Source organism: Pseudomonas sp. BMW13, from assembly GCF_013357275.1.
Taxonomy (GTDB): Bacteria; Pseudomonadota; Gammaproteobacteria; order Pseudomonadales; family Pseudomonadaceae; genus Aquipseudomonas; species Aquipseudomonas khazarica.
The window spans coordinates 1-26,554 of sequence record NZ_SUKD01000033.1 but is presented as its reverse complement, the minus strand read 5'-3'; the positions used below and the strand labels follow the sequence as shown (position 1 = coordinate 26,554).

At 65.4% G+C, this 26,554-nt stretch carries 29 protein-coding genes and 1 pseudogene; 7 read left to right on the top strand and 23 right to left on the bottom strand.

Going from position 1 to position 26,554, the window contains the following annotated elements:
- Window positions 1–13 precede the first annotated feature (13 nt).
- The 6 genes from mmsB to E4487_RS21475 all read right to left on the bottom strand — a co-directional run bounded on the left by mmsB (window position 14) and on the right by E4487_RS21475 (window position 7,053).
- Window positions 14–898: a 3-hydroxyisobutyrate dehydrogenase gene (gene mmsB / locus E4487_RS21500; RefSeq protein WP_037055442.1), complete on the bottom strand. Its 885-nt coding sequence runs from the start codon at window positions 896–898 to the stop codon at window positions 14–16.
- A 102-nt stretch (window positions 899–1,000) separates the two neighbouring features.
- Window positions 1,001–2,104, bottom strand: a complete 1,104-nt coding sequence (locus E4487_RS21495) for an enoyl-CoA hydratase/isomerase family protein (protein WP_175254351.1) — start codon at window positions 2,102–2,104, stop codon at window positions 1,001–1,003.
- Window positions 2,105–2,204: 100 nt separating this feature from the next.
- Window positions 2,205–3,023 carry an enoyl-CoA hydratase gene (locus E4487_RS21490; RefSeq protein WP_047584493.1) on the bottom strand — a complete coding sequence of 273 codons (819 nt, stop codon included), beginning with the start codon at window positions 3,021–3,023 and terminating at the stop codon, window positions 2,205–2,207.
- Window positions 3,024–3,041: 18 nt separating this feature from the next.
- Window positions 3,042–4,205: an isobutyryl-CoA dehydrogenase gene (locus E4487_RS21485; protein ID WP_175254350.1), complete on the bottom strand. Its 1,164-nt coding sequence runs from the start codon at window positions 4,203–4,205 to the stop codon at window positions 3,042–3,044.
- 6 nt (window positions 4,206–4,211) lie between these two features.
- Window positions 4,212–5,459, bottom strand: coding sequence for an ABC transporter substrate-binding protein (locus tag E4487_RS21480; RefSeq protein ID WP_037055451.1), 1,248 nt, complete (start codon window positions 5,457–5,459; stop codon window positions 4,212–4,214).
- A 97-nt stretch (window positions 5,460–5,556) separates the two neighbouring features.
- Complete coding sequence (locus E4487_RS21475; protein WP_037055452.1) at window positions 5,557–7,053, bottom strand: CoA-acylating methylmalonate-semialdehyde dehydrogenase; 1,497 nt, start codon at window positions 7,051–7,053, stop codon at window positions 5,557–5,559.
- Between the two features lie 124 nt (window positions 7,054–7,177).
- On the opposite strand from E4487_RS21475, the gene E4487_RS21470 reads away from it, so the two are divergent.
- Window positions 7,178–8,059 (top strand): AraC family transcriptional regulator, encoded by an 882-nt coding sequence (locus E4487_RS21470; RefSeq protein ID WP_175254349.1) that lies wholly within the window; start codon window positions 7,178–7,180, stop codon window positions 8,057–8,059.
- A 10-nt stretch (window positions 8,060–8,069) separates the two neighbouring features.
- Here E4487_RS21470 and E4487_RS21465 read toward each other — a convergent pair whose 3' ends face one another.
- Complete coding sequence (locus E4487_RS21465) at window positions 8,070–8,483, bottom strand: PaaI family thioesterase (RefSeq protein WP_175254348.1); 414 nt, start codon at window positions 8,481–8,483, stop codon at window positions 8,070–8,072.
- Between the two features lie 96 nt (window positions 8,484–8,579).
- The gene (locus E4487_RS21460) at window positions 8,580–9,392 is read right to left on the bottom strand and encodes an HDOD domain-containing protein (RefSeq protein WP_037055457.1); all 813 of its coding nucleotides are present in this window, start codon (window positions 9,390–9,392) and stop codon (window positions 8,580–8,582) included.
- Window positions 9,393–9,532: 140 nt separating this feature from the next.
- On the opposite strand from E4487_RS21460, the gene ung reads away from it, so the two are divergent.
- The gene (ung, locus tag E4487_RS21455) at window positions 9,533–10,222 is read left to right on the top strand and encodes a uracil-DNA glycosylase (RefSeq protein ID WP_037055458.1); all 690 of its coding nucleotides are present in this window, start codon (window positions 9,533–9,535) and stop codon (window positions 10,220–10,222) included.
- 16 nt (window positions 10,223–10,238) lie between these two features.
- Here ung and E4487_RS21450 read toward each other — a convergent pair whose 3' ends face one another.
- From E4487_RS21450 to E4487_RS21425, 6 genes are all read right to left on the bottom strand, one after another.
- Window positions 10,239–11,099 (bottom strand): DUF6279 family lipoprotein, encoded by an 861-nt coding sequence (locus E4487_RS21450; protein WP_175254347.1) that lies wholly within the window; start codon window positions 11,097–11,099, stop codon window positions 10,239–10,241.
- 175 nt (window positions 11,100–11,274) lie between these two features.
- A complete protein-coding gene (locus E4487_RS21445; RefSeq protein ID WP_037055462.1) occupies window positions 11,275–11,976 on the bottom strand; it encodes an ABC transporter ATP-binding protein in 702 nt (233 codons plus the stop codon).
- Window positions 11,977–11,979: 3 nt separating this feature from the next.
- Entirely contained in the window at window positions 11,980–12,747 is a 768-nt protein-coding gene (gene livG, locus E4487_RS21440; RefSeq protein ID WP_037055463.1) for a high-affinity branched-chain amino acid ABC transporter ATP-binding protein LivG, read from the bottom strand.
- Window positions 12,744–14,012, bottom strand: coding sequence for a high-affinity branched-chain amino acid ABC transporter permease LivM (locus E4487_RS21435; protein WP_037055465.1), 1,269 nt, complete (start codon window positions 14,010–14,012; stop codon window positions 12,744–12,746). The genes livG and E4487_RS21435 overlap by 4 nt, the downstream gene beginning before the upstream one ends.
- Entirely contained in the window at window positions 14,009–14,932 is a 924-nt protein-coding gene (gene livH / locus E4487_RS21430; protein ID WP_037055468.1) for a high-affinity branched-chain amino acid ABC transporter permease LivH, read from the bottom strand. The genes E4487_RS21435 and livH overlap by 4 nt, the downstream gene beginning before the upstream one ends.
- A gap of 117 nt (window positions 14,933–15,049) precedes the next feature.
- Window positions 15,050–16,171: a branched-chain amino acid ABC transporter substrate-binding protein gene (locus E4487_RS21425; protein ID WP_037055470.1), complete on the bottom strand. Its 1,122-nt coding sequence runs from the start codon at window positions 16,169–16,171 to the stop codon at window positions 15,050–15,052.
- A 294-nt stretch (window positions 16,172–16,465) separates the two neighbouring features.
- Here E4487_RS21425 and E4487_RS21420 point away from each other — a divergent pair, with 294 nt between their 5' ends.
- Together E4487_RS21420 and E4487_RS21415 are read left to right on the top strand one after the other, a co-directional pair.
- A complete protein-coding gene (locus E4487_RS21420) occupies window positions 16,466–16,783 on the top strand; it encodes a DUF2288 domain-containing protein (protein WP_037055475.1) in 318 nt (105 codons plus the stop codon).
- A 91-nt stretch (window positions 16,784–16,874) separates the two neighbouring features.
- Window positions 16,875–17,243: a DUF5064 family protein gene (locus tag E4487_RS21415; protein ID WP_037055478.1), complete on the top strand. Its 369-nt coding sequence runs from the start codon at window positions 16,875–16,877 to the stop codon at window positions 17,241–17,243.
- A gap of 107 nt (window positions 17,244–17,350) precedes the next feature.
- Here E4487_RS21415 and E4487_RS21410 read toward each other — a convergent pair whose 3' ends face one another.
- From E4487_RS21410 to pyrC, 3 genes are all read right to left on the bottom strand, one after another.
- On the bottom strand, window positions 17,351–17,569 hold the full coding sequence (locus E4487_RS21410) for a bacterioferritin-associated ferredoxin (RefSeq protein WP_037055480.1): 219 nt from the start codon (window positions 17,567–17,569) through the stop codon (window positions 17,351–17,353).
- A 180-nt stretch (window positions 17,570–17,749) separates the two neighbouring features.
- Window positions 17,750–18,424: a ribonuclease T gene (gene rnt, locus E4487_RS21405; protein ID WP_175254346.1), complete on the bottom strand. Its 675-nt coding sequence runs from the start codon at window positions 18,422–18,424 to the stop codon at window positions 17,750–17,752.
- Entirely contained in the window at window positions 18,421–19,467 is a 1,047-nt protein-coding gene (pyrC, locus tag E4487_RS21400; RefSeq protein WP_037055483.1) for a dihydroorotase, read from the bottom strand. Before pyrC ends, rnt begins: the two co-directional genes overlap by 4 nt.
- A gap of 152 nt (window positions 19,468–19,619) precedes the next feature.
- Here pyrC and E4487_RS21395 point away from each other — a divergent pair, with 152 nt between their 5' ends.
- The 3 genes from E4487_RS21395 to gloA all read left to right on the top strand — a co-directional run bounded on the left by E4487_RS21395 (window position 19,620) and on the right by gloA (window position 22,436).
- Window positions 19,620–20,555: an OmpA family protein gene (locus E4487_RS21395; RefSeq protein WP_175254345.1), complete on the top strand. Its 936-nt coding sequence runs from the start codon at window positions 19,620–19,622 to the stop codon at window positions 20,553–20,555.
- 178 nt (window positions 20,556–20,733) lie between these two features.
- Window positions 20,734–21,951 carry an argininosuccinate synthase gene (locus E4487_RS21390; protein WP_037055488.1) on the top strand — a complete coding sequence of 406 codons (1,218 nt, stop codon included), beginning with the start codon at window positions 20,734–20,736 and terminating at the stop codon, window positions 21,949–21,951.
- A 92-nt stretch (window positions 21,952–22,043) separates the two neighbouring features.
- Window positions 22,044–22,436: a lactoylglutathione lyase gene (gloA, locus tag E4487_RS21385; protein ID WP_037055490.1), complete on the top strand. Its 393-nt coding sequence runs from the start codon at window positions 22,044–22,046 to the stop codon at window positions 22,434–22,436.
- Window positions 22,437–22,488: 52 nt separating this feature from the next.
- Here gloA and E4487_RS21380 read toward each other — a convergent pair whose 3' ends face one another.
- From E4487_RS21380 to E4487_RS21355, 6 genes and pseudogenes are all read right to left on the bottom strand, one after another.
- The gene (locus E4487_RS21380) at window positions 22,489–22,668 is read right to left on the bottom strand and encodes a PA3496 family putative envelope integrity protein (protein WP_004423730.1); all 180 of its coding nucleotides are present in this window, start codon (window positions 22,666–22,668) and stop codon (window positions 22,489–22,491) included.
- A gap of 112 nt (window positions 22,669–22,780) precedes the next feature.
- Complete coding sequence (gene nth, locus E4487_RS21375) at window positions 22,781–23,419, bottom strand: endonuclease III (protein WP_037055492.1); 639 nt, start codon at window positions 23,417–23,419, stop codon at window positions 22,781–22,783.
- Window positions 23,420–23,516: 97 nt separating this feature from the next.
- On the bottom strand, window positions 23,517–24,224 hold the full coding sequence (locus tag E4487_RS21370) for an electron transport complex subunit E (protein WP_175254344.1): 708 nt from the start codon (window positions 24,222–24,224) through the stop codon (window positions 23,517–23,519).
- Window positions 24,221–24,856, bottom strand: coding sequence for an electron transport complex subunit RsxG (rsxG, locus tag E4487_RS21365; RefSeq protein ID WP_047584479.1), 636 nt, complete (start codon window positions 24,854–24,856; stop codon window positions 24,221–24,223). Before rsxG ends, E4487_RS21370 begins: the two co-directional genes overlap by 4 nt.
- 2 nt (window positions 24,857–24,858) lie before the next feature.
- Window positions 24,859–25,890, bottom strand: coding sequence for an RnfABCDGE type electron transport complex subunit D (locus E4487_RS21360; protein ID WP_037055498.1), 1,032 nt, complete (start codon window positions 25,888–25,890; stop codon window positions 24,859–24,861).
- Between the two features lie 135 nt (window positions 25,891–26,025).
- Window positions 26,026–26,554, bottom strand: a pseudogene (locus E4487_RS21355) (electron transport complex subunit RsxC); the annotation flags it as partial.

The window sequence follows — 26,554 nt, the reverse complement described above, 5'->3', positions numbered from 1 at the left end:
CTCCCGCAGGGCATCACTCCACGAACAGCTGCTGCACCACCGAGAAGTCCTGCTTGCCCTTGCCCTGCTTGAGCAGCAGGCGGTAGAGCTGCAGGGCCAGCGCGCCCATCGGCGCACTGTTGCCATGGTGGCTGGCCGTTTCCTGGGCCAGGCCGAGATCCTTGGCCATCAGCTCGGCCATGAACCCGCCGCTGTAGCCTTTCGACGCCGGCGCGTTTTCCATCACCCCAGGCCAGGGGTTGTACTTCTCCAGCGTCCAGTTGCCACCCGAGCTCTGCCGCATGATCTCGGCCAGCACGGCGGGGTCCAGGCCGTTGGCCACGCCCATGGCCATGGCTTCGGCGGTGGCGATCATCTGCACCGCCAGCACCTGGTTGTTGCACACCTTGGCGACCTGGCCGGCACCCTCCGGGCCCGCGTGGAAGATGTTCTGGCCCATGACCGCGAGCAGCGGCCGGGCCTTCTCCAGGGCCTCGGCGGCACCGCCGACCATGAAGGTCAGGGTGCCAGCGGCGGCGCCTGCGGTACCGCCGGACACCGGCGCATCGAGCAGCTCGATACCGCGTTCGCGCGCCGCCGCATGCACCTTGCGCGCGGACTCCGGGGCGATGGTGGAGCACTCGACCACCAGGCTGCCGGCCGGCAGTTGCTCGAGCAGGCCGTCGCGCCCCAGGTAGAGGCTTTCCACATGGCGGCTGGCTGGCAGCATGCTGATCACCACCTGGGCCTGATCGACGGCGGCGCTGGCGCTGACGGCGGCTATCGCCCCCTCGCCGGCAAGGGTGTCGACGGCGCTGCGCACCAGGTCGAAGACTTTCAGCGGGTAGCCTGCCTTGAGCAGGTTGCGAGCCATGGGCAGGCCCATATGGCCAAGGCCGATAAAGGCGATCTGGGTCATTCTGGCATCTCCTTGTTGTTGTCCGTGCAGCGCTCGAGGCGTGCGGGTGGGGCTGACGGTCCGGCCTCCCCGGATTTCATCCGGGCTACGTGTTTCTTCTGGCTACAGGTCCGCCAGCGGGTGCTCGCCCTCCCAGGCCGGAGCGAAGTGCGCGTCGATCACGGCAGCGGGGATCGCGGCGACATCCGGCCAGTGCCAGTTCGGGCTGTGGTCCTTGTCGATCAGGCGCGCGCGCACGCCTTCCGGAAATTCCGGGTGGCGGCAGCAGTTGAGGCTCATGGCGTACTCCATGCGGAACACGTCGGCCAGCGACTGGTGACGGGCGCGGCGGATCTGTTCCCAGACCAGGTGCGCGGTCAGCGGGCAACCGCCGGCGAGGGTTCTCGCCGCTCGTGCCAGCAGGGCATCGTCGTCGTCCTGCAGGGCGCTGAGGGCCTGGACTGCAGCGGCTGGCTCGGCGACATCGAGCAGTGCGTCGAGGCGTTCACGGCGAGGCAGCCACTGCGCCGCCGGCAGGTCGCCACGGGCTTCGTTCTCCAGGGCCTGCAGCAGGCTGTGCAGCTGCAGTTGGGCCTGCTCGCGCCAGTTCAGCTGCACCAGCCCTTCGAGCAGCGCCTGCTGCTGGTCATCGCGCAGGAAGCGGTCGGCCAGGTTGAGGTCCAGCGCATCGCGGGCGTTGATGCTGGCGGCGGTGAGGCCGAGGAACAGGCCGAGCCTGCCGGGCAGGCGGGCGAGGAACCAGCTGCCGCCGACGTCCGGGTACAGGCCGATGTTGATCTCCGGCATGCCGAGCCGGCTGCTCGGCGTGACGATGCGGATGCCGGCGCCCTGCATCAGGCCCATGCCGCCCCCCAGCACATGGCCGTGGGCCCAGCAGATGAAGGGTTTGGGGAAGGTGTGGATGCGGTAGTCGAGGCGGTACTCGTCGGCGAAGAAGCGGCGCGCCAGGGGCGGGACTTCGCCGGGGTGCTCGCGACACTGGTGCACCAGCTGGACCACGTCGCCGCCGGCACAGAAGGCCTTGGGGCCGTTGCCGCGCAGCATCACGCAGGCGATGGTCGGATCTTCGGCCCAGGCTTTCAGGCGCTCGTCGAGTGCCTCGATCATCGGCAGCGACAGCGCGTTGATGCTTTTCTCGGCGTCCAGGCTGGCGATGCCGATGCGATAGCCGTGCAGGCTGGGGCGTTCTTCGAATTGCAGGTTCATGAGGTTTTCCCGCGTAGGGTGGATGGCGCTCTATCCATCCACCGGATGGGGTAATGGTGGATGTGAAAGGCGACATCCACCCTACGAGCTACTGGTGCGGTTATTTGTTGCGCCACTGCGGGTCGCGTTTTTCCAGGAAGGCGTTGACGCCTTCGCGGGTGTCGTCGGCGTCGAACAGGTCGACGAAACGCTCGCGCTCCTCGGGCAGCCAGGTGTTCGAGCCGCGTTCGCGGGCCCCCTGGATCAGCGGCTTGATGGTGCGTACCGCCACCGGGCTTTGCCGCGCCACCTTGGCGGCCAGCAGCAGGGCCGTGCCGCGTGCTTCGCCGCTGTCGACCACCTGCTCGACCAGGCCGATGCGCAGGGCGGTGTCGGCGTCGATGCGTTCGCCGCAGAGGATCATGCGCTTGGCCCAGCCCTCGCCCACCAGCCAGGGAAGTGCCTGGGTGCCGCCTGCGCAGGGCAGCAGGCCCACGGCAGCTTCCGGCAGGGCCATCTGCGCCTGGCGCTCGGCAATGCGGATGTCACAGGCCAGGGCGCATTCCAGGCCGCCTCCCATGGCATAGCCGTTGATTGCGGCGATGGACACTCCACGGAAGTCGCGCAGGGTCTCGAAGGCCTCGCCGAAGCGCCTGGCCATCTCGCGGGCGCGGGCCTTGTCGCCGTCGGCGAACATGTTCAGGTCGGCGCCGGCGGAGAAGAACTTCGGCCCCTGTCCGGTCACCACCAGGGCGTAGACCTCGTCGTCGCGGTTGAGGTGTTCGACCACCTGCTTGAGGCCGATCAGCGAATCGCGGTCCCAGGTGTTGGCCGGAGGGTGGTTGATGGTGATCAGCGCGGTGTGCCCGTGCTTCTCCACGGTGAGCTTGTGGGTCAGGTCGAAGATGCCGGATTTGTAGGTTTCGATTGCGGTAGTCATGAGGGGCTCCTGCAGGTTTCAGAGCAGGCGATCGAGCATGCCGCTCTGCTGCAGCAGGCGGCGGGCGACGATCACCCGCATGATTTCGTTGGTGCCTTCGAGAATCTGGTGCACGCGCGCATCGCGCACCCAGCGCTCCAGTGGATAGTCATTCAGATAGCCATAGCCACCATGGAGTTGCAGGGCTTCGTTGCATACGCCGAAACAGTGGTCGGTGGCGAAGCGTTTGGCCATGGCGCAGTACAGGCTGGCTTCACCGTGGCCATGATCGAGCTTGTGCGCGGCCAGGCGTACCATCTGCCGGCTGGCGGTAAGGTCGGTGAGCATGTCGGCCAGCTTGAACTGCAGCGCCTGGAACTCGCTCAGCGCCTTGCCGAACTGCTTGCGCTCCTCGACATAGCGCAGGCTCTGCTCCAGTGCGGCCTGGGCGGCGCCAAGCGAGCAGCTGGCGATGTTCAGGCGGCCCCCGTCGAGACCTTTCATGGCGTAGACGAAGCCTTCGCCTTCCGGGCCGATGCGGTTGCCGGCGGGGATGCGTACGCCGTCGAAGGTGATGCTGCGGGTCGGCTGCGCCTTCCAGCCCATCTTGTCCTCGTTGCGACCGTAGCGCACGCCGGGGGCGTCGGCCGGCACCAGGAAGCAGGAGATGCCCCGGGCGCCTTCCTCGCCGGTGCGTGCCATGACGATCAGCACGTCGCTGGCCCCCGCGCCGGAGATGAAGCACTTGCTGCCGTCGAGCAGGTAGTCGTCGCCGTCGCGCCGCGCCCGTGTGCGCAGGTTGGCGGCGTCGGAGCCGGCGTCCGGCTCGGTCAGGCAATAGGAGGCGAGCGACCGGCCGCTGACCAGCCCGGGCAGCCAGGCGTCCTTGAGCGCCTGGTCGGCGAAGCTGGCGAGCATCCAGGTGGCCATGTTGTGGATGGTCAGGTAGGCGGTGGTGGCCACGCAGCCGGCCGCCAGTTGTTCGAAGATCAGTGCGCTGGACAGACGCGACAGTCCCAGGCCGCCGTCCTCCTCGGCGATGTACAGGGCCAGGTAGCCCTGTTCGGCCGCACGGCGGATCACCTCGACCGGGAAGTGGTGGTCGCGATCCCAGTCGGCGGCGTAGGGCGCCAGTTCCCGCGCGGCGAAGGCGCGGGCACTGTCGGTCAGCAGGCGTTGTTCATCACTGAGTTCGAAGTCCATGGCATCTCATTGCAAGGTCAGGGGTTGGCCGCCGGCGCGCCGCTCGGCCTGCCACTCGGCGAGGCTGGGCAGCGCCGTGCTGGCGTCGAGGCGGTCGACGATTTCGAAGTAGTCCTGTTTCAGCGGGTCCTTGAGCACGTCCTCGCGTGGTTTGACCCGTACCGCATAGACGGTCTGCAGGTTCTGGTGGTCGAAGGCGCGCCATTGCTGCTCGTCTTTCAGCAGGCTGTAGCGGTGGCCTTCGAGCGCCTTGATCAGCGCCTCGCTGTCCAGGCTGTTGGCGCGCTTGGCGGCATCGGCCCATTGCTGGACGATGCTGTAGGCCGAGGCGGCAGAGCTGGACGGGTACATCTCGTAGCGGGTCTTGAACGACTGCACGAAGGCTTCGCCGCGCGCGGACTTCTCCAGCGCCGGGACGCGCCAGGTCCAGGGTTCGGTACCGATCACGCCCTGCATCAGGTCCGGCCCGGCCTGCTCGACCATGCTCTGGGTCAGGTTGGGCGCGATGATCTGCATGCGCTCGGTCAGCCCCAGGTCCTTGGCGATGCGCATGGCGCGCACCAGGTCTTCGCCGAACAGCACCAGCGCCAGTACCTCGGCATTGCTGGAGGCAGCCTGGGTCAGGGCATCCTGGTAATCGGCCAGGCGGGCGCCGGGGAAGGGCACACGCACCCCTGCATGCTGGCCGGCGTTGTCGGTGCCCGTGGCCTGCCGCAGCGAGGCCTCGGTGGTGTGGCCCCAGGTGTAGTCGGAGGTCACGTAGAAATAGCGCTTGTTGGGCAAGGTCTTGCTCAGGTACTGGCCGAGCACCTTGGCGCTCATCCAGGCGTTGTTGCACTCGCGGAACATGTAGCGCTGGCCATCCTTGCCGGTGGTGTCGTTGGAGTAGGTGAGGGTGCCGAAATACAGCAGGCCGTGCTCCTTGGCGCGCTTGCCGGCGGCGATGGCCACCGCGCTGGAGGAGCCGCCGAAGAGCATCGCGGCGCCTTCGGCGGCCAGCTTGTCGACGTTCTTCACCGCCTTGGCCGGACGCGAGGCGGTGTCCTTGCTGGACAGGCGCAAGGGCCTGCCCAGCACGCCGCCCTGGGCGTTCAGCTCGTCGATGGCCAGCAGGGCTCCACGCATCTGCGCCAATCCCTCCTCCTTGTATGGTCCCGTGCGCGGGTAGTTGAGCCCCAGGGTGATCGGCTCGGCAGCCTGCGCACAGGCGGTGACAGCGGCCCACAGGGCCAGAATGGCAGACAGTTGGCGCATTGCAGTTCTCCTTGTTCTTGTTCTGCTGAGAACCCTTTTACGCCGCTTGTCCAGTTCGGGTGATCGTCTATTGGTCTAAAGACACGTTACCCGGTTCTCATTTCAGAGAAATGGTCATGTTCGGCCCGTCGCCCAGCGCTGTGTCATCGAACCAGCGGCTGGTCACCGTCTTGGTCTCCGTATAGAAGCGCACCGCCTGTTTGCCATAGGCATGCAGGTCGCCATAGAACGAACCCTTCCAGCCGGTGAAGGAGAAGAACGGCAGCGGCACCGGGATCGGCACGTTGATGCCCACCTGACCGACCTCGATTGCATGCTGGAAATGCCGAGCGGCGCCGCCGGAGCGGGTGAACAGGCTGGTGCCATTGCCGTAGGGGCTGGCGTTGATCAGCGCGATGGCCTCTTCCAGAGTGTCCACCTCCATGCACACCAGCACCGGGCCGAAGATTTCCTCGCGGTACAGGCTCATTCTGCTGGTCACGCCGCGGAACAGGGTCGGGCCGACCCAGTTGCCATGCGGATACCCGTCGACCACGCAGTGCGAACCATCGAGCAGGCACTCGGCGCCTTCGGCCTTGCCTTCCTCGATCAGGCGCAGCACGCGCTGGCGGGCCTGCGGGCTGATCAGCGGACCATAGGCGGCGCCACTGTCCTGCCAGTGGCCGGGGCGCAGCGCGGCCATCTGTTCGGCCAGGTCGCCGATCCAGTGTTTCGCCTCGCCGACGAACACCGCCACGCTGATCGCCATGCAACGCTGGCCGGCGGCCCCGCAACTGGCGCCGAGCAGGTTGCTGATGACCTGGTCCCTGGGTGCATCGGGCATCACCACCATGTGGTTCTTCGCCCCGGCGAAGGCCTGCACGCGCTTCAGGTGCTGGGTGCCGGTGCGGTACACATGCTGGCCCACCGTCACCGAGCCGACGAAGGACACCGCGCGCACCAGCGGGTGCACCAGCAGGGCATCGACCTGCTCGCGTGCACCATGCAGCACCTGCAGCAGGCCGGCCGGTGCGCCGGCTTCGAGGAACAGTTCGGCCAGGCGGTTGGGCGTCATCGGGTCCTGTTCGGACGGCTTGAGAATGAATGCGTTGCCGCAGGCGATGGCCAGCGGAAACATCCACAGGGGAATCATCGCCGGGAAGTTGAACGGGGTGATGCCGACGCACACCCCCAGCGGCTGGATCCAGCTGGCGGTGTCGATCTCGCGGGCGACGTTCTCCACCGTCTCGCCCATCATCAGGCTGGCAATGTTGGCGGCATGCTCGGCCACCTCGATGCCACGCCATACGTCGCCTTTGGCATCGGCGAAGGTCTTGCCGGTTTCCCGTGCGAGGATTTCCGCCAGTTCGTCGTGATGCTCCTTGAGCAGGTGCTGATAGCGCAGCATCAGGCGGGCTCGCTCCGAGACCGGGACTTCACGCCAGGCGAGGAAGGCCTGCTGTGCGCCGGCTACCGCAGTCTCGATTTCCTCGGCCGTGGCCTTGGGCGCCAGGGCGATCACTTCCTGGGTGGTCGGGTCGGTGACTTCGATCAGTTCGTGAGCCTGGCTGGTGCGCCATTGGCCGTCGATCAGTTGCGGCAGGGTCTGGGGCATGTTCGCCTCCTGTTGTTCTTGTCCGGGTCTTTTATAGCGGCTGGGAACGGCCTTGTGGATTGACGATCTTGGTCGAAGGATGGACGATCTTGGGATTCGTCGACTGCCTCGGGATGCGATCAGCATGGGCTTGCGCGTGGAAACCTCCAACTGGCCGTTGCCGCTGGGTGGGCAACGCTTCATCACGCCGCCGCGTCTGCGCCGCCTGCTGGCGCGCCATCCGCTGAGTGCTGGCTGCTACCCGCTGGCCATCGGTTTCTACCCCGAAGCGGTCGGGCACCGCATGAGCCGGGCGCAGCCGGAGGATGACCTGCTGATCTACTGCCGCTCGGGCAAAGGCTGGCTGCACGGCGAGGATGGACGATTCGAGGTCGGTGCTGGCGATCTGCTGCTGCTGCCCAGGAACACCGCGCATGCCTACGGCGCCGATGTTGACGCCCCCTGGACCATCTACTGGGTGCACTTCGACGGGGCGCTCAGCCAGGACTTCCTCGACCTGCTGGGTAGCCAGCCGTTGCGCCGCATCGGTGTCCAGCCACGCCTGCTGGGGGACTTCGAGGCACTGCTGGGGCTGCAGCGGCAGGGGTTGAACGTCCTGCCATTCATCCATGCAGCGCATCGGCTGCAGGCGATGCTCAGTTCGCTGGCGGTGCTGCCGGCGCGGGTCAATCTCAAGTCGGGGCGGGTACTGGATATCGAGGCGGTGCACGCGGTGATGCGCGAGCACCTGCACGGCAGCCTCAACCTTGATGAGCTGGCCGAGCACTTCCACCTCTCGCGCTTCCATTTCGCCAAGACCTATCGGGCCCTGACCGGGCATGCGCCGATCCAGGATTTCATCCAGCTGAAGATGGCCCTGGCCTGCCGCCTGCTCGACCGTGGCGATGTCGAGGTGCGCCAGGTCGCGGAGCAACTGGGTTACGAGGATGCCTATTACTTCTCGCGTCTGTTTCGCAAGGTGGTGGGCATGGCGCCCAGTCACTACCGGGCGCTGCACCTGGGGTAGTCGCGGCCTGCTAGACCCGTGCGATGGTCGCCAGGCCGGTAGCCACCAGCTTTTCCTGGCCGTTATTCACGGCGAACACGTCCGCTCGGCAGACCGCCAGGCGCTGGCCGGCCTTGAGTACTTCCGCGCGGCAGAGCAGGCGTTCGCCAAGTGCTGGGGCGAGGAGGTTGAGCTTGTATTCGCTGGTGACCACGTCACCGACCATCGAGGCGGCGGCCCAGGCGCAGCCGCTGTCGACCATGAAACCGACCACTGCACCGTGCAGGTAGCCGTGGTGCTGGCACAGGTCGGGACGGCTGGGTACCTGCAGGCTGACCCGGCCCGGCGCGAACTCGAGCAGTTCGGCGCCGAGCAACTGGGCGAAGGTGGAGTGGGCGAGCGCCTGTTCCAGACGCTCGCGGCTGATGCCGTTCGAGTCGCTCATGTGACCTCCTGCACGGGGTGTGCGGGAGAGTCTCGACCTGCCCCTGGGCTTGGGCAAGCTGTATCCACCGACCTGATGAGGCGCCATGACCGGGCGTCAGGCGAGCAGGCGCTTCCACAGTTTCAGGCCTTCGGCCAGTTCCGCACGCAGTTCGTCCAATGGGCGCTCCAGTCCGAGCTTGACCTGGGCCGGCAACAGGCCATCCGGCGTACTGCCCGACTGCAGGGCGCTGGCCAGCAGCACCAGGTCGGCCAGGTCGGCGCTGCGTTCGTGCTCGCGCTGCCACTGGCCATGCAGGCGGGCGCATTCGATGACCGCCGACGGCAGTTGCCAGCGGGTCAGGATCAGCGCGCCGATGTCGCCGGAGAGCTGCTCGCACAGGGCATTCAGCGAGGCGCTGTCACGCGGCAGCTCCGGCCAGTGTTCCAGCTCCGACAACAGGGGCAGGCTACCGATGTCCTGCAGCAGCCCACCGAGCATGGCGTCATCCATGGAGAAGCCGACGGTCTGTGCCAGTACGGCGCAGTAGGCGGCGCGTTCACGGGCGTTGCGCCAGCGCGTGCGAAACGCCTGCTGCAGCGCCGCGTCGTCGCTGGTGAACAGGTGCTGCAGGCTGAAACCCAGCACCAGGTCGGCCAGCTGGCGGGTGCCGAGGCGGCCGAGCAGGTCGCGCAGCGAGGTGCAGGGGCGGTTGCCGCGCAGCAGCGGCGCGGCGGAGAACTGCATCAGGTAGGCCGCCAGTGGCGGGTCGCCGTTGATCACCCGCGCCAGTTGTTCCTGCGAGGTGTGCGGGTCGTCCAGCAGCTTGCGGATACGCACGGCGGCCTCCGGCATCTGCGGTATCTTGGCTTCGCCCTTGAGAAAACGGTTGAGGAGTGCCAGGCGCAAGGTATCGGTGGTGGTCGGCATCGAGTTCCATTCATTCGTCAGTGGCTGTGTTCGAAAGGCTAGCAAAGCATCCCCGGCCTTGCCGCAATCGTCTTCCTTGACTTGCCCTGGCCCCTTCTCTAGCGTGCCTGCACTTGTAAGGATTCAGGCAGGAAACAGGCATGACCGATGACCGCATCAAACTCGAGGCCAGCTGGAAAGAGGCGCTGCGCGACGAGTTCGACAAGCCCTACATGAAGGAGCTGGGCGAGTTCCTGCGAACGGAGAAGGCGGCCGGCAAGGAGATCTACCCACCCGGCCCGCTGATCTTCAATGCGCTCAACTCCACGCCGCTGGAGCAGGTCAAGGTGGTGATCATCGGCCAGGACCCCTACCACGGTCCGGGGCAGGCGCATGGCCTGTGCTTCTCGGTGCAGCCGGGGGTGCAGACGCCGCCGTCGCTGGTGAACATCTACAAGGAGCTCAAGCGCGACCTGAACATCGACATCCCGGCGCACGGCTACCTGCAGAGCTGGGCCGATCAGGGCGTGCTGCTGCTCAACACGTCGTTGACCGTGGAGCGTGCCAACGCCGGTTCGCATGCGGGCAAGGGCTGGCAGCATTTCACCGACCGGGTCATCGAGCTGGTCAGCGAGCGGCAGCCCAAGCTGGTCTTCCTGCTCTGGGGCAGCCATGCGCAGAGCAAGCAGCGCCTGATCGACCCGACCAAGCACCTGGTACTGCGCTCGCCGCACCCGTCGCCGCTGTCCGCGCATCGCGGCTTCATCGGCAACGGTCATTTCAGTCGCTGCAACCAGTTCCTCAGCCAGAACGGCATGACCCCCATCGACTGGCGCCTGCCCGCGCTCTGAAGCGCTGCCAGCGCGCCTAGCGCCTGGCCAGCGTGTCGTCGCTGCGGCACTGCTGGGCGGTCAGGTCGGCACGCAGCGCGTCCAGGCGTTCGTCGGCGCGTTGCAGCTGGCGCGCGTCCGCCGTGGCGACGATATCCACGAGCATGCCGGCCATGGCCTCGCGGTTGCTCTGGTAGCTGGCGCGATAGGCCTCGGTGTAGAAGCGTTCGCGCTGCTGCAGCAAGGCGCTGATGCGCGCGGCGAAGTCGTCGCCACGTCGCGCTTCCAGGGCGTCACGCAGTGCCTGTTGCCAGGCCAGGCGGTTGTCCAGCCAGACCTGATTCTGCGCGCCCAGGCTCCGGGCCCAGGCCAGTACCCGTTCGCGCTGGGCCGGCTCGAGGTCGCCGAACCAGGGCTGCAGGCGCTCGTTCATGCGTTCGGCGCGCAGGCTGATCTGCTCGTCCAGTGGCGGCTCGAGGAAGGTCGTGCGCAGCTTCCGGTTCTGCTCCTCCAGCTCGGCGAACAGGCGCTCGACCTGCAGCGGGTTGAGGCCGCGCAGCAGTTCGACGGTGCTCGGGGTGATTTCCACGGCGATGCGCTGCATCGCCTGCTCGAAGCCGTCCAGCTGGCTGAGCATCAGTTCGGCGTCGCGCTCGGCCAGGGCCTGGCGGCTGCGTTGCAGCCAGTCGAGGTAGTGCGGCAGCTCCACGCTGCAATGCCAGGTCAGGTGCTGCTGCAGCCTGGGTTCCAGCCAGGCGCTCTGCTCACGGCTCAGCTCGACGTAGTCGCCCAGTTTCCAGGGGATGATCCAGTCCAGGTTGCGGTAGGCCAGGCCGGCACGGCTGCAGGCGCCGAGCGCAACGGTGAGGGCGAGCAACAGCAGCAGGGACTTGCGCATGAGCGGGGTCCGCCTGGGTAGAGTCGTTGAGACTAATACGCGGCGAAGCGGATGCAAGAGGGCGGACATATCCGCTAAACAGTTCGCTGGCCGGCAGGTGTGCGCGCGTTGCAGGCCTGTCGTCCAGGCATGAAAAAACCGCCCCGGAGGGCGGTTTCGGGTACGGCAGTCCGGCTCAGCCGCCGAGGTAGGCGTCGCGTACCTTCGGGTCGTTGAGCAGATCCTCACCGCTGCCTTGCATGACGATATGGCCGTTCTCCAGCACGTAGCCACGATCAGCCAGCTTCAGCGCCTGGTTGGCGTTCTGCTCGACCAGGAACACGGTCACGCCGTCTTCGCGCAGTTGCTCGATGATGTCGAAGATCTGCTGGATGATGATCGGCGCCAGGCCCAGCGACGGCTCGTCGAGCAGCAGCAGCTTGGGCTTGCTCATCAGCGCACGACCGATGGCGAGCATCTGCTGTTCGCCGCCGCTCATGGTGCCGGCGCGCTGGGCGAAGCGCTCCTTCAGGCGCGGAAACAGGTGCAGGACCTTGTCCAGCTGCTCCTGGTTGTCCGCCTTGTTGCCGAAGAAGCCACCCATGGCCAGGTTCTCCTCGACGGTCAGGCGGGCGAACACGCGACGGCCTTCCGGCACGATGGCGATGCTCTTGCGCATGATCTCGGGGGTGTCCATGCCCACCAGCTCTTCACCCAGGTAACGGATGCTGCCGCTGGTGGCGCGCGGGTTGCCGCACAGGGTCATCAGCAGGGTGGACTTGCCGGCGCCGTTGGCGCCGATCAGGGTGACGATCTCGCCGGCCTGCACATCGATGCTGACATCGTGCAGCGCCTGGATCTTGCCGTAGAAGGTGGAGACGTTGTTGAAGCTCAGCATGGATTACGCCTCCCCCAGATAGGCTTTGATCACGTCCGGGTTGTTGCGGATCTGCTCCGGCGTGCCGTCGGCCAGGGGAGTGCCCTGGTTGATCACGTAGATGTGGTCGGAAATGCTCATCACCAGCTTCATGTCGTGCTCGATCAGCAGCACGGTGACATTGTGCTCGTCACGCAGCATGCCGATCAGCTCCTTCAGGTCTTCGGTCTCGCGCGGGTTGAGGCCGGCAGCCGGCTCGTCGAGCATGAGGATGCTCGGACGGGTCATCATGCAGCGGGCGATCTCCAGGCGGCGTTGCTGGCCGTAGGCGAGGGTGCCCGCCTCGCGGTTGGCGAACTCCACCAGGTTGACCTTCTCCAGCCAGTAGCCGGCGAAGTCCATCGCCTCGCGCTCGCTGCGACGGAAGCTGGGCGTCTTGAACAGGCCGGCCAGGTAGCTGGTGTTGAGGTGGCGGTGCTGGGCGATCAGCAGGTTCTCCACCGCGGTCATGTCCTTGAACAGACGTACGTTCTGGAATGTCCGCACCACGCCCTTGCGGGCGATCTTGTGGCCCGGCAGGCCTTCGATGGCCTCGCCGTCGAGACGGATGCTGCCCGAGCTTGGCTGGTAGAAACCGGTCAGGCAGTTGAACACGGTGGTCTTGCCGGCGCCGTTCGGGCCGATCATCGATACCACCTGCTTTTCCTTGACGTTCAGGCCCACCCCGTTGACGGCCAGGAGGCCGCCGAAACGCATGGTCAGGCCGCTTACTTCGAGAATCGTGCGGCTCATCGCTTCAGCTCCAGGTGGGGACGTTGCATCGGCAGCAGACCTTGCGGGCGCCAGATCATCATGAAGATCATGACCAGGCCGAAGATCAGCATGCGGTACTCGCTCAGCTCACGCATCTCCTGCAGCATCACCATGACGATGGCCGCGAGGATCACGCCGAGCTGCGAGCCCATGCCGCCGAGCACCACGATGGCGAGGATCATCGCCGACTCGATGAAGGTGAAGGACTCCGGTGTCACCAGACCCTGACGGGCGGCGAAGAAGCTGCCGGCGAAACCGGCCAGGCTGGCGCCGATGGTGAAGGCCGAGAGCTTGATCACGGTGGGGTTCAGGCCCAGCGCGCGGCAGGCGATCTCGTCCTCGCGCAGGGCTTCCCAGGCGCGACCGATCGGCATGCGCAGCAGGCGGTTGACCAGGAACAGGGTCAGTAACACCAGTAGCAGGGCGATCAGGTAGAGGAAAATCACCTTGTACTGCGAGTTGTAGGCGATCTCGAAGTAGCCGTGGAAGGTGGGCATGTCGGCCGGCACACGACGCTCGAAGGACAGGCCGAACAGGGTCGGCTTGTTCTCGTTGGCGATGCTCAGGCCGTTCGGGCCGCCGGTCAGGTCGGTGAGGTTGCGCAGCAGGATGCGGATGATCTCGCCGAAGCCCAGGGTCACGATGGCCAGGTAGTCGCCGCGCAGACGCAGCACCGGGAAGCCGAGCAGGAAGCCGAACAGGGCGGCCATCATCCCGGCGATCGGCAGGCACATCCAGAAGCTCAGGCCGAAGTAGTGCGAGAGAATCGCGTAGCTGTAGGCGCCGACCGCGTAGAAGCCGACGTAGCCCAGATCGAGCAGGCCCGCCAGGCCGACCACGATGTTCAGGCCGAGGCCGAGCATCACGTAGATCAGGATCAGCGTGGCGATGTCCACGGCGCCACGGCTGGCGAAGAACGGCCAGACCAGGGCGACCACCAGCATGGCCAGGATGATCCAGCGCTGGGTGGAGGGCAGGGTGAGGAAGTTGCCGACCTGGCCGCCGCTGGGCAAGCTCGGTCGTTTGGCCCAGGCCGGGGTGATGCGATCACGCAGCAGTTGCCACACGAAGATCAGCGCCGCAGCGCCGCCGATGCACCAGAGCTCGAACGCGGTGGCACCGTGCACTTCCAGGCTGATGCCGACGGTGGTGAGTTTCAGACCCAGGACTGGGTAGGCAATGATCAGCACCAGCAGGGCGCTGAAAATCGCCGATTTGAGGTTCTTCACGCTGGAGGTGCTCATACCTTCTCCACCTCCGGACGGCCGAGGATGCCAGTGGGACGGAACAGCAGCACCAGGACCAGCAGGCTGAATGCGACCACGTCTTTGTATTGATCACCGAAGATATCGGCGCCGAAGGCTTCGGCCACGCCGAGCAGGAGGCCGCCGAGTACCGCGCCGGGGATGCTGCCGATGCCGCCGAGTACCGCAGCGGTGAAAGCCTTGATGCCGGCGAGGAAGCCCAGGTGCGGGTTGATCACGCCGTACTGCATGCCCAGCAGCACCGAGGCGATGGCCGCCAGTGCGGCGCCGATGACGAAGGTCAGGGCGATGATGTTGTTGGTGTTGATACCCAGCAGGTTGGCCATCTTCAGGTCTTCGGCGCAGGCGCGGCAGGCACGGCCCAGGCGCGAGCGGGAGATGAACAGGGTCAGGCCGATCATGGCGACGAAGGTGACGATGAAGATCAGCACCTGCATGTAGGAGACGACCACGCCGTTGGTGGCGCTTTCACCGAGGATGAAGTTGCCAGGCAGCAGGCTGGGAATGGCCTTGTCCTTGGAGTCCTGCGAGAGCAGCACGGCGTTCTGCAGGAAGATCGACATACCGATCGCGGAGATCAGCGGAATCAGACGGTTGCCGCCGCGCAGGGGGCGATACGCCACCCGCTCGATGCTGTAACCGTAGGCACTGGTAACGATCATGGTGACGACGAACGCGCCGATCATGATCACGGGTACGGCTTCGATACCGAACATGGAGAGACCAGCAATCACGATGAAGGCGACGTACGCGCCAATCATGTAAACCTCGCCGTGGGCGAAGTTGATCATGCCGATGATGCCGTAGACCATGGTGTAGCCGATGGCGATCAGGGCATAGGTGCTGCCAATGGTCAGGCCATTGAGCAACTGTTGCAGGTAGTGATAAAGATCAGGCATAGCCTAACTCCTGGGCAGCGCGTAAAGCGGCGCTTGTGGCGCAGCGCGAGGCCGGAATTCTTCTAATAAACAAAGCCCACTGCAGGCTGCAGTGGGCTTTGGGTTCAGGCGGGAAGCTTACTTGGCTTCGGACTTGGAACCGTCCTGGTGCCATTCGTACACCACGAAGCTGAAGTCCTTCAGATCGCCCTTCTCGTCGAAGGCCAGGGTGCCGGTGGGGGTGTCGAAGCTGTTGGAGCGCAGGGCGGCAGCTACCTTGGCGGTATCGGTGTCGCCGGCTTTCTCGATGCCTTCAGCGATGACCTGAACGGCAGCGTAGGCCGGGAACACGAACGGGCCGCTCGGGTCTTCGTTCTTGGCCTTGAAGGCCTCGACCAGCGCCTGGTTCTTCGGATCCTGGTCGAAGGACTTCGGCAGGGTGACCAGCAGGCCTTCGGAAGCCGGGCCGGCGATGGCCGAGATTTCCTTGTTACCCACGCCTTCCGGACCCATGAACTTGACGTTCAGGCCACGCTCTTTGGTCTGGCGCAGCAGCAGGCCCAGTTCCGGGTGGTAGCCACCGTAGTAGACGAAGTCGACACCCGCCTGGTTGAGCTTGGCGATCAGCGCGGAGAAGTCCTTGTCGCCGGCGTTGATGCCTTCGAACATGGCGACTTTCACGCCTTTGCCTTCCAGGGTCTGCTTGACCGCGGTGGCGATGCCTTCGCCGTACTGCTGCTTGTCGTGGATGACGGCAACGCTCTTCGGCTTGATGTGGTCGGCGATGAAGTTACCGGCGGTCGGGCCCTGCAGGCTGTCCAGACCGATGGTACGGAAGACCAGCTCGTAGCCACGAGCGGTGATGTCCGGGCTGGTGGAAGCCGCGGTGATCATCAGGATGCCTTCGTCTTCGTAGATGTCGGAGGCCGGCTGGGTGGAGCTGGAGCACAGGTGGCCAACCACGAACTTGACTTCGTCGTTGACGATCTTGTTGGCCACGGCCACGGCCTGCTTCGGATCGCACGCGTCGTCGTAGACCACGCCTTCGAGCTGGGCGCCGTTCACGCCGCCAGCCTTGTTGATCTGCTCGATGGCCATCTTGGCACCGATGAATTGCATCTCGCCGTACTGTGCGACGGCACCGGTCACCGGACCGGCCAGGCCGATCTTGATGGTGTCGGCTGCCATCGAGTAGCTGGCCGCCCCCGCCAGTGCCATTGCCGCGAACAGTTTGGAAATCTGCTTAGTAGCCTTGTTCATGAATGCTCCAGTCTTGTGTTTTTCATTGTTGTAGTTCTTGCGGCCGAAGCTGCAGAACCGGGTCCTTGATCCCGGTAATGCCCCCGGCAACTGTACCGGAACAGTGTAGAGCGCGGATTTGCGCCTTGAAAAGCCGGCAGCGGGAGGCGAAACACGGGGTTGTCGCTTAAATGCAAGAAATGTATAGAAAAACGGCGTGGCCTGGGTCGGCTGGCGAGCGTCGCGCAGTTGCCAGGGCAACGCTCGACGTTATCATGCGCGCCTGCACTTACCGCCATCGACACGGGGCACACCATGACGGAACAATCTAGCACCCTCTATGCCAAGCTGCTCGGCGAGACAGCGGCCATCACCTGGCAGGAGCTGCAGCCATTCTTCGCTCGGGGCGCGCTGCTCTGGGTCGACGGGGCGCAGGATCTGGTGGCGATCGCGCAGGCCGTGGCGGAGAACGACCAGGCCAAGGTTGCCGAGTGGATGAACCAGGGACTGCTGAGCAAGCTCGAAGATGCACAGGCCGAAGATCTGCTGACGCGTGATCCGCAGCTCTGGGCCGTGGTGGTCGCGCCCTGGGTGCTGGTTCAGGAGAGGGCAGGGCAGTCGACGCTGCACTGAAATGTCGCGCGGCAGCGCTGCAGGTCCCGGTCTAGACTGTCCGGGCGCGTTCCTCGGTACTGTGCCAGCGCAACCGATAAGGAGAGCAAGCATGTTCGAACCCGGTCATCTGCATCGCAGCAGGCTGCCTGGTCTGGATGGTCAGCCCGGCTACAGCATCGACTTCCACTACGAGGTGCGTCAGGACGCGCAGGAAGGCCCGATGCTGCACGGACGCCTGGCTGGCGAGATCGACGGCAAGGCCTTCGAGGAAGTCTTCGAAATGCACCGCGACACGGCCTTCAATTTCGCCAGCGTGATCTCTCGCCTGGTGGCCAAGCACGGCCTGCACCCCAACCACAGCCCGATCATGCGCGAGCACGAAGAGTACGACGCGATCTTCGAGGACATTCGCGCCAAGCTGCATACCAAACCGGGGGATACGGTGAACTTCGATCACCTGGAGCGTGATGGTCTGTAGTGCGTCGGATGCGGGGGCATCTGCGTCGACCGACGCGGCGGTTCGCTGACCACAGGCCATAAAAAAACCGGATGCTGAGATCCGGTTTTTTGTGTGCGGGGCCTGTGTCAGGCGGCGACGAAGCCTGCAGGGTAGGCGAGGGAGGCCTGGCTGCTTTGCACTTCGGCGATGGTCTCGCGAACGACCTGCTTGGCCAGGCAGGCGCACTTGCCGCACTGGCTGGCGATGCCGAGCGAGCCGCGGACTTCACGATAGCTGCAGCAGCCTTCGTAAACCGCATCGCGGATTTGTGTATCGGTGACACCTTCACAGAGGCAGACGTACATGGGGCAAGGCTCGCCTTGGTGGTTCTGTTCGATGAATCGGATACTAATGTTAATGAGAATGCTTGTCAAAGATCGATTGCGAATGCTCGCACCTCCTGACGAACGGCGCAGGCCGCGCATTATCCAGGCATTAAAAAACCGGCAGGTGCCGGTTTTTTAATGTGCGTACGGAGGCAGGGATCAGTGGTCGAACTCGTCCCAGCCGCCCATTTCCTTCCAGCGGTTGACGATGCCGCAGAACAGCTCGGCGGTCTTCTCGGTGTCGTAGCGCGCCGAGTGCGCCTCCTTGCCGTCGAACTCGATACCGGCAGCCTGGCAGGCCTTGGCCAGTACGGTCTGGCCATAGGCGAGGCCAGCCAGCGTGGCGGTGTCGAAACTGGAGAAGGGGTGGAACGGGTTGCGCTTGATGCCGCAGCGCGTCACGGCGGCATTGAGGAAGCCGAGGTCGAAGCTGCTGTTGTGCCCGACCAGGATCGCGCGCTTGCAGCCGGCCGATTTGATCGACTTGCGAATGCCCTTGAAGATTTCCCCCAGGGCATGGTCCTCGCTCACCGCCATGCGCAGCGGGTGATCGAGCTTGATGCCGGTGAACTCCAGGGCCGCCTGTTCGATGTTGGCGCCTTTGAAGGGCTCGATGCGGAAGAAGTGGGTGTGATCCGGGTAGAGGAAACCCGTCTCGTCCATGGCGATGGTGGTGGCGGCGATTTCCAGCAGCGCGTCGGTGGCGCTGTTGAAACCACCGGTCTCCACGTCCACCACGACCGGCAGGTAGCCACGAAAGCGCGCTGCCATCGGCGAGCGTGGGCCGACCGGCAGGCTCGGGTCCAGTTCGTCGTCGTAGTTGTCTTCGCTCATGCCTGGGCCTCCAGCAGCTTCCAGCGCAGGGTTTCGCCGGCGCGCAGGGGCACTACGCTGTTCTCGCCGAGCGGCAGGCTGGCCGGTACGGTCCACTCCTCGCGCACCAGGGTGATGCTGTCGCTGTTGCGCGGCATGCCGTAGAAGTCCGGGCCATGGAAGCTGGCGAACGCCTCCAGCTTGTCCAGCGCGCCACGCTGTTCGAAGGCCTCGGCATACAGCTCGATGGCGGCGTAGGCGGTGTAGCAGCCGGCACAGCCGCAGGCGGCTTCCTTGGCATGCTTGGCGTGCGGCGCCGAGTCGGTGCCGAGGAAGAACTTGGCGTTGCCACCGGTGGCGGCGTCGAGCAGGGCTTCCTGGTGCACGTTGCGCTTGAGGATCGGCAGGCAATAGAAGTGCGGGCGGATGCCGCCGACCAGCATGTGGTTGCGGTTGTACAGCAGGTGGTGCGCGGTGATGGTGGCGCCGACGTTGGCCGAGGCGGCCTCGACGAACTGCACGGCGTCACGGGTGGTGATGTGCTCGAACACCACCTTGAGCGTCGGGAAGCGCTCGACCACGCGACTCAGGTGCTCATCGATGAAGATCTTCTCGCGGTCGAACACGTCGATCTCGGCGCGGGTCACTTCGCCGTGCACCAGCAGCAGCATGCCGACTTCGGCCATGGCTTCCAGGGCCGGGAAGATCTTGTCGATGCTGGTCACGCCCGAGTCGGAGTTGGTGGTGGCGCCGGCCGGGTAGAGCTTGGCCGCATGCACGAACCCGCTGGCCTTGGCCGCGCGCACGTCTTCGGGGCTGGTGTTGTCGGTGAGGTAGAGCACCATCAACGGCTCGAAACGGCTGCCGGCCGGGCGTGCGGCCAGAATGCGCTGGCGGTAGGCGTCGGCCTCGGCGGTATTGCGTACCGGCGGTACCAGGTTGGGCATGATGATGGCGCGGCCGAAAGTGCGCGCGGCATCGCCGACGGTGTGTGGCAGCACCGCGCCGTCGCGCAGGTGGATGTGCCAGTCATCGGGACGCAGAAGAGTCAGACGGTCGGACATGGAGGCTTCCAGGCGGGTAAAACGTGGCCGCATGGTACCTGAAAAGCACCTGTCCGCGCTTGCGCCGACGCGACAATCACGCGCAGGGGTCAAGTTTTCGCGCGGCTGACCGATATCAGCAGAGAATGCCGTGAACCGCCCTGGAGCCTGCCGTGCGTGCGCCCTATTTCATCCTGATCAGCCTGCTGGCTGGCATGCCTCTGTGCCTGCCGGCGCATGCCATCAGCTTCCAGACCCGGCTGGAAAAGGTGGAGTGGAAGGTCGAGGGTGATCAGTTCGAGTGCCGCCTGAGCCAGCCGATCAGCAACTTCGGCAGCGGCGAGTTCGTGCGCCGCGCCGGTGAGCAGGTGACGTTCCGCCTGAAGGCGCGTGAACACTGGATGGGCGCCGGCTCGGCGACCCTGCTGGCGGCTGCGGCGCCGTGGCAGCCCGGACGCGAGGACATCAACCTGGGCGTGGTCAGCGTCGGCCAGGGCGAGGTGCCGTTCAACACCTCGCAGGAGCAGGGCGCGCGCCTGCTCAGCGGCCTGCTGGAAGGGCGCAGCCCAGTGGTGCGCCACCGCACCTTCAATGGCGGGGAGCGCCTGGAGGTACGCCTGCTGCCGGTGAAGTTTCACCAGGCCTACGATGATTACCAGGCCTGTACGGCCAAGTTGCTGCCGGTCAACTTCGACCAGATCCGCCAGGCGCAGGTCGGTTTCCCCGGCGGCGGCATCGACCTGGATCCGATGGCCAGGGCCAAGCTCGACATCGTTCTCCAGTTCGTCAAGGCCGACCCCAGCATCAACAGCTTCCAGATCGACGGCCACGCCGACAACACCGGCAATCGCCTGACCAACCGCGACCTTTCGCGTCGTCGTGCGCTGGCCGTGCAGGACTATCTCAAGGCAGGTGGCATTCCGGCTGAGCAGATTACCGTGCGCTTCCACGGCGAGCGCTATCCGCTGGTGCCGAACAACAGCGAGGCCAACCGCGCCAGGAATCGTCGGGCGACCCTGCGCCTGGACCGCGTGCCCGTGCCGGAAGCGGCGCCGCAGACCACGCCGGCGAGTCCGGCTGCCGACCCTGCGGGCAGCACGCCCTCCTGAGGCATGCGGCACCATGGCGGGGCCGCGAGTCCGCTCGAGAGTGGTCGCCAGCGTCCTCGGCCGGAAAATGACCGCTTATCCTCGTCGCTTCGTCATCACAAGCTGTCGCGCCTCTGTAAATTGACCGGCAGGGTCAGTAGAATCACGGGTTTTACCGTACAACCCGTGGAGTGATGGCATGGCGGACGTCAAAAAGGTAGTTCTGGCCTATTCCGGTGGCCTGGACACCTCGGTGATCCTCAAGTGGCTGCAAGATACCTACAACTGTGAAGTGGTGACCTTCACCGCCGACCTCGGTCAGGGCGAAGAGGTCGAGCCGGCCCGTGCCAAGGCACAGGCGCTGGGCGTCAAGGAAATCTACATCGACGACCTGCGCGAAGAATTCGTCCGCGACTTCGTCTACCCGATGTTCCGTGCCAACACCATCTACGAAGGCGAGTACCTGCTGGGTACGTCCATCGCCCGTCCGCTGATCGCCAAGCGCCTGATCGAGATCGCCAACGAGACCGGCGCCGACGCCATCTCCCACGGCGCCACCGGCAAGGGCAACGACCAGGTGCGTTTCGAGCTGGGCGCCTACGCGCTGAAGCCGGGCGTCAAGGTCATCGCGCCGTGGCGCGAGTGGGACCTGCTGTCGCGCGAGAAGCTGATGGACTATGCCGAGAAGCACGCCATCCCGATCGAGCGCCACGGCAAGAAGAAGTCGCCGTACTCCATGGACGCCAACCTGCTGCACATCTCCTACGAGGGCGGCGTGCTGGAAGACACCTGGACCGAGCACGAAGAAGACATGTGGCGCTGGACCAAGTCGCCGGAAGCGGCGCCGGACGTCCCCACCTACATCGAACTGACCTACCGTGGCGGTGACATCGTCGCCATCGACGGCAAGGACATGAGCCCGGCGCAGGTGCTGGCCGAGCTGAACCGCATCGGTGGCGAGAACGGCATCGGCCGTCTCGATATCGTCGAGAACCGTTTCGTCGGCATGAAGTCCCGTGGCTGCTACGAGACCCCCGGCGGCACCATCATGCTCAAGGCGCACCGCGCCATCGAGTCGATCACCCTCGACCGTGAAGTGGCGCACCTGAAAGACGAGCTGATGCCGAAGTACGCCAGCCTGATCTACAACGGTTTCTGGTGGAGCCCGGAGCGCGTCATGCTGCAGCAGATGATCGACGCCTCGCAGGCCAACGTGAACGGCGTGGTCCGCCTGAAGCTGTACAAGGGCAATGTCATCGTCACTGGCCGCAAGTCCGACGACTCGCTGTTCGACGCCAACATCGCGACCTTCGAGGAAGACGGCGGCGCCTACAACCAGCAGGACGCGGCGGGCTTCATCAAGCTCAACGCCCTGCGCATGCGCATCGCCGCAGGCAAGGGTCGCAAGCTGCTCTGATAGACTGCTTGCAGCGTGTCAAACGACCCCGGCCACGCGCCGGGGTTCGTCATTCTGGGCCCGGCAACAGCGGGCCGATGAGGAGAACAGCCATGAGACTGCTGCACACCATGCTGCGTGTCGGCGACCTGGACAAGTCCATCGCCTTCTATACCGAAGTGCTGGGCATGACCCTGCTGCGCCGCAAGGACTATCCGGACGGCCAGTTCACCCTGGCGTTCGTCGGCTATGGCGACGAGGCGCACAACAGCGTGATCGAACTGACCCACAACTGGGGCGTCGACAGCTACGAGCTGGGCAGCGGCTACGGCCACATCGCCCTGGAAGTGGAAGATGTCTACAAGGCCTGTGAGGATATCCGCTCGCGCGGCGGCAAGATCACCCGTGAGCCGGGGCCGATGAAGCATGGGACGAGCATCCTGGCCTTCGTCGAGGACCCGGACGGCTACAAGGTCGAGCTGCTCTCGCCCTCGCGTCGCGACTGATTGCCGCGTCGATGAAAAAAGCCCCGCGTCTGCGGGGCTTTTTCGTGCGGCTTCAGATATCGAAGTCGTATTCGGCCAGCTGTTTGTGCAGGCGGCGCTCTTCGAGGAAGTTGTCGATGATGCGGCGTTTGGTCAGGTTGGTCTTGGCAACTTCCACCGCAGGCTCGGCATCGTCTGCATCGTCCGCGACAAAGTCTTCGTCCAGTTCGAGGTCTTCTTTGTCTGTGCTCATCTATTCCACTCCAGGCCCATTACCAGGGGCCATTTGCGCACCTTATAGCGGCAAAAATTGAGCGGGTAAAAAAGATTTTTTCAATCAGAAGATCGCCGGATTCTATGGTCGATCAATCGTCCGAGGTCTTGGCCTTGTACTCGCACAGGTCTTCGATGCGGCAGGCGCCACAGCGCGGTTTGCGCGCGGTGCAGACGTAGCGCCCATGCAGGATCAGCCAGTGGTGGGCGTCGAGCAGATAATCCCTGGGCACGAACTTGAGCAGCTTCTTCTCCACCTCCAGCACGTTCTTGCCCGGGGCGATGCCGGTGCGGTTGCTGACGCGGAAGATGTGCGTGTCCACGGCCATGGCCAACTGACGAAAGGCAGTGTTGAGCACCACGTTGGCGGTCTTGCGGCCCACGCCGGGCAGGGCTTCGAGGTCCTCGCGGTTGTCCGGTACCTGGCTGCCGTGCTTCTCGATGAGGATGCGGCAGGCCTCGATGACGTTCTTTGCCTTGCTGTTGTACAGGCCGATGGTCTTGATGTACTCGGACAGGCCCTCGACGCCGAGGGCGTAGATCGCCTCCGGCGTGTTGGCCACCGGGAACAGCTTGGCCGTGGCCTTGTTGACGCTGACGTCGGTGGCCTGGGCCGAGAGCGTCACCGCCACCAGCAGCTCGAAGGGGTTGCTGTAGGCCAGCTCGGTCTTCGGCTCGGGGTTGTCCTCGTGCAGGCGACGGAAGATTTCCAGGCGTTTGGCTGCGTTCATGGCTCAGGGCTTCTGGCGTAGCCCGGATGCAATCCGGGGTGGTTTCGGCATTCCCGGATCGCATCCGGGCTAGGGTTTGTCGCTCACCTGGGCGCCATCATTCGATGACTCCCGTGACGCGCACGCGGCGGCTCTGTGCCGGTGCCTCGGGTTCAGCGGCCCTGGCCCGTTCGGCGGCGATCTGGTCGATGCGGTTCTTGCCGGCGATCAGCAGGCCCAGGACGATGAAGGCGCCCGGCGGCAGGATGGCCAGCAGGAAACCGCGGTAGTCCTGCACCAGGGTGAGCTTCCAGTCGGCGGCGACCGGGCCGAACAGCAGGTGCATGTTGGCGAACAGGGCGCCCGTGCCGAGCAGCTCGCGTATCGAGCCAATCAGCACCAGCACCACGCCGAAGCCGAGGCCCATCATCAGGCCGTCATAGGCGGCGCGGGCCGGGTCGTGCTTGGCGGCGAAACCGTCGGCGCGGCCGAGGATCACGCAGTTGGTGGTGATCAGCGGGATGAAGATGCCGAGGATCTGGTACAGCTCGTAGGTGTAGGCCTGCATCAGCAGTTCGATGCAGGTGGTCAGTGCGGCGATGATCATGACGAAGGCCGGCAGGCGCACGGCGGTGTTGACCACGCCACGCACCAGCGACACGGCGGTGTTGGAGCAGATCAGCACCACGGCGCTGGCCAGCGCCAGGCCAAGGGCGTTGACCGTGGAGTTGCTCACCCCGAGCAGCGGGCAGAGGCCGAGCAGCTGCACCAGCGCCGGGTTGTTCTTCCACAGGCCGTTGAGGGTGATGTCGCGATAGCTGGTCATCGTTCATCCTCCGTCAGGCCCAGCAGCTGGGCACGATGGGTGGCGAAGTAGCGCAGGGCGCCGTGCACGGCCTTGACCACGGCACGCGGCGTGATGGTGGCACCGGCGAACTGGTCGAAGTCGCCGCGATCCTTCTTCACCGCCCAGCCTTCCTCGTCGGGATCGCTCAGGGACTTGCCGGCGAAGCCAAGTATCCAGTCGCTCTTGGCCAGCTCGATGCGATCGCCCAGGCCGGGGGTTTCCTTGTGGCTGAGCACGCGCACGCCGGCCAGGCGACCGTCGGCGTAAATGCCCACCAGCAGGTGAATGGCGCCACTGTAGCCGTCCGGCGCGGTGACCGGCAGGATCAGCGCACTGGGCTGGCCATCCTTGAACGCCAGGTAGGCCGACTGCGGGCTGCGGTGGCCCAGTTCCGGCGCGTCGAGTTCGATGCGATTGTCCAGCAGGTGGTTGTCGTAGCTGCCGGCCGGCAGGATTTCGGCGAGGGCGCGCACCTGCGCCTCGCGCTCGGCGTTGGCGATGCGCTCGGCGGTGCCTTGTTGCAGCAAGGCGACGCTGCCCACCGTGGCAATGGCGAACAGGCCAAGCACCAGGGCGTTCTTCAGCATCGAGCGGCTGATTTCCGGCAGCATGCTCATTCTCCCAGCTTGAAGCCGCTGTTGGGCTTGCGATGGCCGTAGCTGCGTGGCCGCGTGTAGTAGTCGATGGTCGGTGCCGCGAGGTTCATCAGCAGCACCGCGAAGGCCACCGCATCCGGGTAGCCGCCCCAGGTGCGGATCACGTAGACCAGCACGCCGACACCGATGCCGAACACCAGTCGGCCACGATTGCTGGTGGCACCGGACACCGGGTCGGTGACGATGAAGAAGGCGCCGAGCATGGTCGCGCCGGTGAGCAGGTGGAACAGCGGCGAGCCATTGGAGTCGGAGCCGCTGCCGTTCCAGAACAGCAGGCTCATGACGAACAGCGCGGCGAGCATGCCCACCGGTGCGTGCCAGGTGAACAGGCGCTTGTGCAGCAGGTACAGGCCGCCGGCGAGGAAGGCCAGGTTGACCGCCTCGCTGCCCGCACCGCCGAAGCGACCGAAGGCCAGGTTGCCGGCGTACAGCTCGTCGATGGTCAGGCTCTTGTTGACCTTCAGGGCGTCGAGTGCGGTGGCCTGCGCCCAGCCGTCGGGCAGGCTGGCCAGGCCGAGGATGTGCTTGATCCCGTCCAGCGCGGCGACGCCGTGCGGTGCGGGCCAGCTGGTCATGTCGACGGGGAAGGAAATCAGCACCACCACGTAGCCGACCATGGCCGGGTTGAACGGGTTCTGCCCGAGACCGCCGTAGAGCTGTTTGCCGAAGCCGATGGCGAAGCCGCAGGCGACCAGCGTCAGCCACCAGGGCGAGTAGGGCGGCAGGGCCACGGCCAGCAGCACGGCGGTGACCAGGGCGCTGTAGTCCTTGAGGAAGAACGCCAGCGGGCGCTTGCGTGCGGCCAGCAGCGCGGCTTCGAAGCCCAGTGCGCAGAGGCTGGCCCAGACCAGGTTGAACAGGGTGCCGATGCCGAACAGCCAGGTCAGGGCGAAGATGCCCGGCACGGTGGCCAGCAGCACCTGCAGCATGACCTGCTGGGTGCGGTTGCTGCCCGTGGCGTGGGGCGATGTGATGCGGGGCAGGGCCATCGGCGCTCCTGTTACTGCGTTCGAGTTGATCGCAGTGGGTATTCATTCCCCGGATTGCATCCGGGCTACGGTGGTCTGTGTTGCCCGGATGCTCTGGGCTGTCGTCATGTCGCCCGGATGTCATCCGGGCGATCGTTACGTCTGGTATTCGGCCAGCTTGCGTTCGGCCTCGGCCAGGCGGCTGCGTGCGTGTTCCAGTGCATCGGCTGCGGCGCTGTCGTCACGTTCGAGCTTGCGCAGGTCGGCGCGGGCGAAGGCGACTTCGGTCTTCAGCGCCTTCTGTTCGGCATCCACGCCGGGGCGCTCGGTGCGTACCAGCTGCGGTGCCGGTTTGTCCGAGTTCTCCTCGGCGGCATGCAGGGCCTGCTCGGCAGCGGCCAGGGCATCGCGCAGTGGTTGCAGCGCGCTTTCGTCGCTGCCGGCCTTCTCGGCTTTCTTCAGTTCGGCGCGCTTCATCGCCAGCTCGATCTTGGCTTTTTTCAGCGCATCGTCGCCGGCGGGCTTGGCGGCTGCGGCAGGCTTTGGGCTGTCCAGTTCGGTCAGGGCCTTCTCGGCGGCTTCCAGCTGCTGGCGCACGCGGGCGATTTCGGCCTGCTGTTCATCGTCCGGGCTGTCGAGCTTCTCCAGCTTGCGCAGCTGGGCCTTGAGCATGGCGGCTTCGATC

Excerpts from the sequence above, each read along its gene's own strand:
- E4487_RS21420 (WP_037055475.1), top strand. The coding sequence starts at position 16,466 with ATGACGGAACAATCTAGCACCCTCTATGCCAAGCTGCTCGGCGAGACA.
- E4487_RS21450 (WP_175254347.1), bottom strand. The coding sequence starts at position 11,099 with ATGCGCAAGTCCCTGCTGCTGTTGCTCGCCCTCACCGTTGCGCTCGGC.
- gloA (WP_037055490.1), top strand. The coding sequence starts at position 22,044 with ATGAGACTGCTGCACACCATGCTGCGTGTCGGCGACCTGGACAAGTCC.
- rsxG (WP_047584479.1), bottom strand. The coding sequence starts at position 24,856 with ATGCTGCCGGAAATCAGCCGCTCGATGCTGAAGAACGCCCTGGTGCTT.
- E4487_RS21445 (WP_037055462.1), bottom strand. The coding sequence starts at position 11,976 with ATGCTGAGCTTCAACAACGTCTCCACCTTCTACGGCAAGATCCAGGCG.
- E4487_RS21360 (WP_037055498.1), bottom strand. The coding sequence starts at position 25,890 with ATGGCCCTGCCCCGCATCACATCGCCCCACGCCACGGGCAGCAACCGC.
- E4487_RS21415 (WP_037055478.1), top strand. The coding sequence starts at position 16,875 with ATGTTCGAACCCGGTCATCTGCATCGCAGCAGGCTGCCTGGTCTGGAT.
- E4487_RS21475 (WP_037055452.1), bottom strand. The coding sequence starts at position 7,053 with ATGCCCCAGACCCTGCCGCAACTGATCGACGGCCAATGGCGCACCAGC.
- E4487_RS21460 (WP_037055457.1), bottom strand. The coding sequence starts at position 9,392 with ATGCCGACCACCACCGATACCTTGCGCCTGGCACTCCTCAACCGTTTT.
- E4487_RS21370 (WP_175254344.1), bottom strand. The coding sequence starts at position 24,224 with ATGACCAGCTATCGCGACATCACCCTCAACGGCCTGTGGAAGAACAAC.
- E4487_RS21390 (WP_037055488.1), top strand. The coding sequence starts at position 20,734 with ATGGCGGACGTCAAAAAGGTAGTTCTGGCCTATTCCGGTGGCCTGGAC.
- E4487_RS21490 (WP_047584493.1), bottom strand. The coding sequence starts at position 3,023 with ATGACTACCGCAATCGAAACCTACAAATCCGGCATCTTCGACCTGACC.
- E4487_RS21465 (WP_175254348.1), bottom strand. The coding sequence starts at position 8,483 with ATGAGCGACTCGAACGGCATCAGCCGCGAGCGTCTGGAACAGGCGCTC.
- E4487_RS21435 (WP_037055465.1), bottom strand. The coding sequence starts at position 14,012 with ATGAGCACCTCCAGCGTGAAGAACCTCAAATCGGCGATTTTCAGCGCC.
- livG (WP_037055463.1), bottom strand. The coding sequence starts at position 12,747 with ATGAGCCGCACGATTCTCGAAGTAAGCGGCCTGACCATGCGTTTCGGC.
- E4487_RS21425 (WP_037055470.1), bottom strand. The coding sequence starts at position 16,171 with ATGAACAAGGCTACTAAGCAGATTTCCAAACTGTTCGCGGCAATGGCA.
- ung (WP_037055458.1), top strand. The coding sequence starts at position 9,533 with ATGACCGATGACCGCATCAAACTCGAGGCCAGCTGGAAAGAGGCGCTG.
- E4487_RS21480 (WP_037055451.1), bottom strand. The coding sequence starts at position 5,459 with ATGCGCCAACTGTCTGCCATTCTGGCCCTGTGGGCCGCTGTCACCGCC.
- E4487_RS21410 (WP_037055480.1), bottom strand. The coding sequence starts at position 17,569 with ATGTACGTCTGCCTCTGTGAAGGTGTCACCGATACACAAATCCGCGAT.
- livH (WP_037055468.1), bottom strand. The coding sequence starts at position 14,932 with ATGCCTGATCTTTATCACTACCTGCAACAGTTGCTCAATGGCCTGACC.
- nth (WP_037055492.1), bottom strand. The coding sequence starts at position 23,419 with ATGAACGCAGCCAAACGCCTGGAAATCTTCCGTCGCCTGCACGAGGAC.
- E4487_RS21495 (WP_175254351.1), bottom strand. The coding sequence starts at position 2,104 with ATGAACCTGCAATTCGAAGAACGCCCCAGCCTGCACGGCTATCGCATC.
- pyrC (WP_037055483.1), bottom strand. The coding sequence starts at position 19,467 with ATGTCCGACCGTCTGACTCTTCTGCGTCCCGATGACTGGCACATCCAC.
- rnt (WP_175254346.1), bottom strand. The coding sequence starts at position 18,424 with ATGAGCGAAGACAACTACGACGACGAACTGGACCCGAGCCTGCCGGTC.
- E4487_RS21470 (WP_175254349.1), top strand. The coding sequence starts at position 7,178 with ATGGGCTTGCGCGTGGAAACCTCCAACTGGCCGTTGCCGCTGGGTGGG.
- E4487_RS21485 (WP_175254350.1), bottom strand. The coding sequence starts at position 4,205 with ATGGACTTCGAACTCAGTGATGAACAACGCCTGCTGACCGACAGTGCC.
- mmsB (WP_037055442.1), bottom strand. The coding sequence starts at position 898 with ATGACCCAGATCGCCTTTATCGGCCTTGGCCATATGGGCCTGCCCATG.
- E4487_RS21380 (WP_004423730.1), bottom strand. The coding sequence starts at position 22,668 with ATGAGCACAGACAAAGAAGACCTCGAACTGGACGAAGACTTTGTCGCG.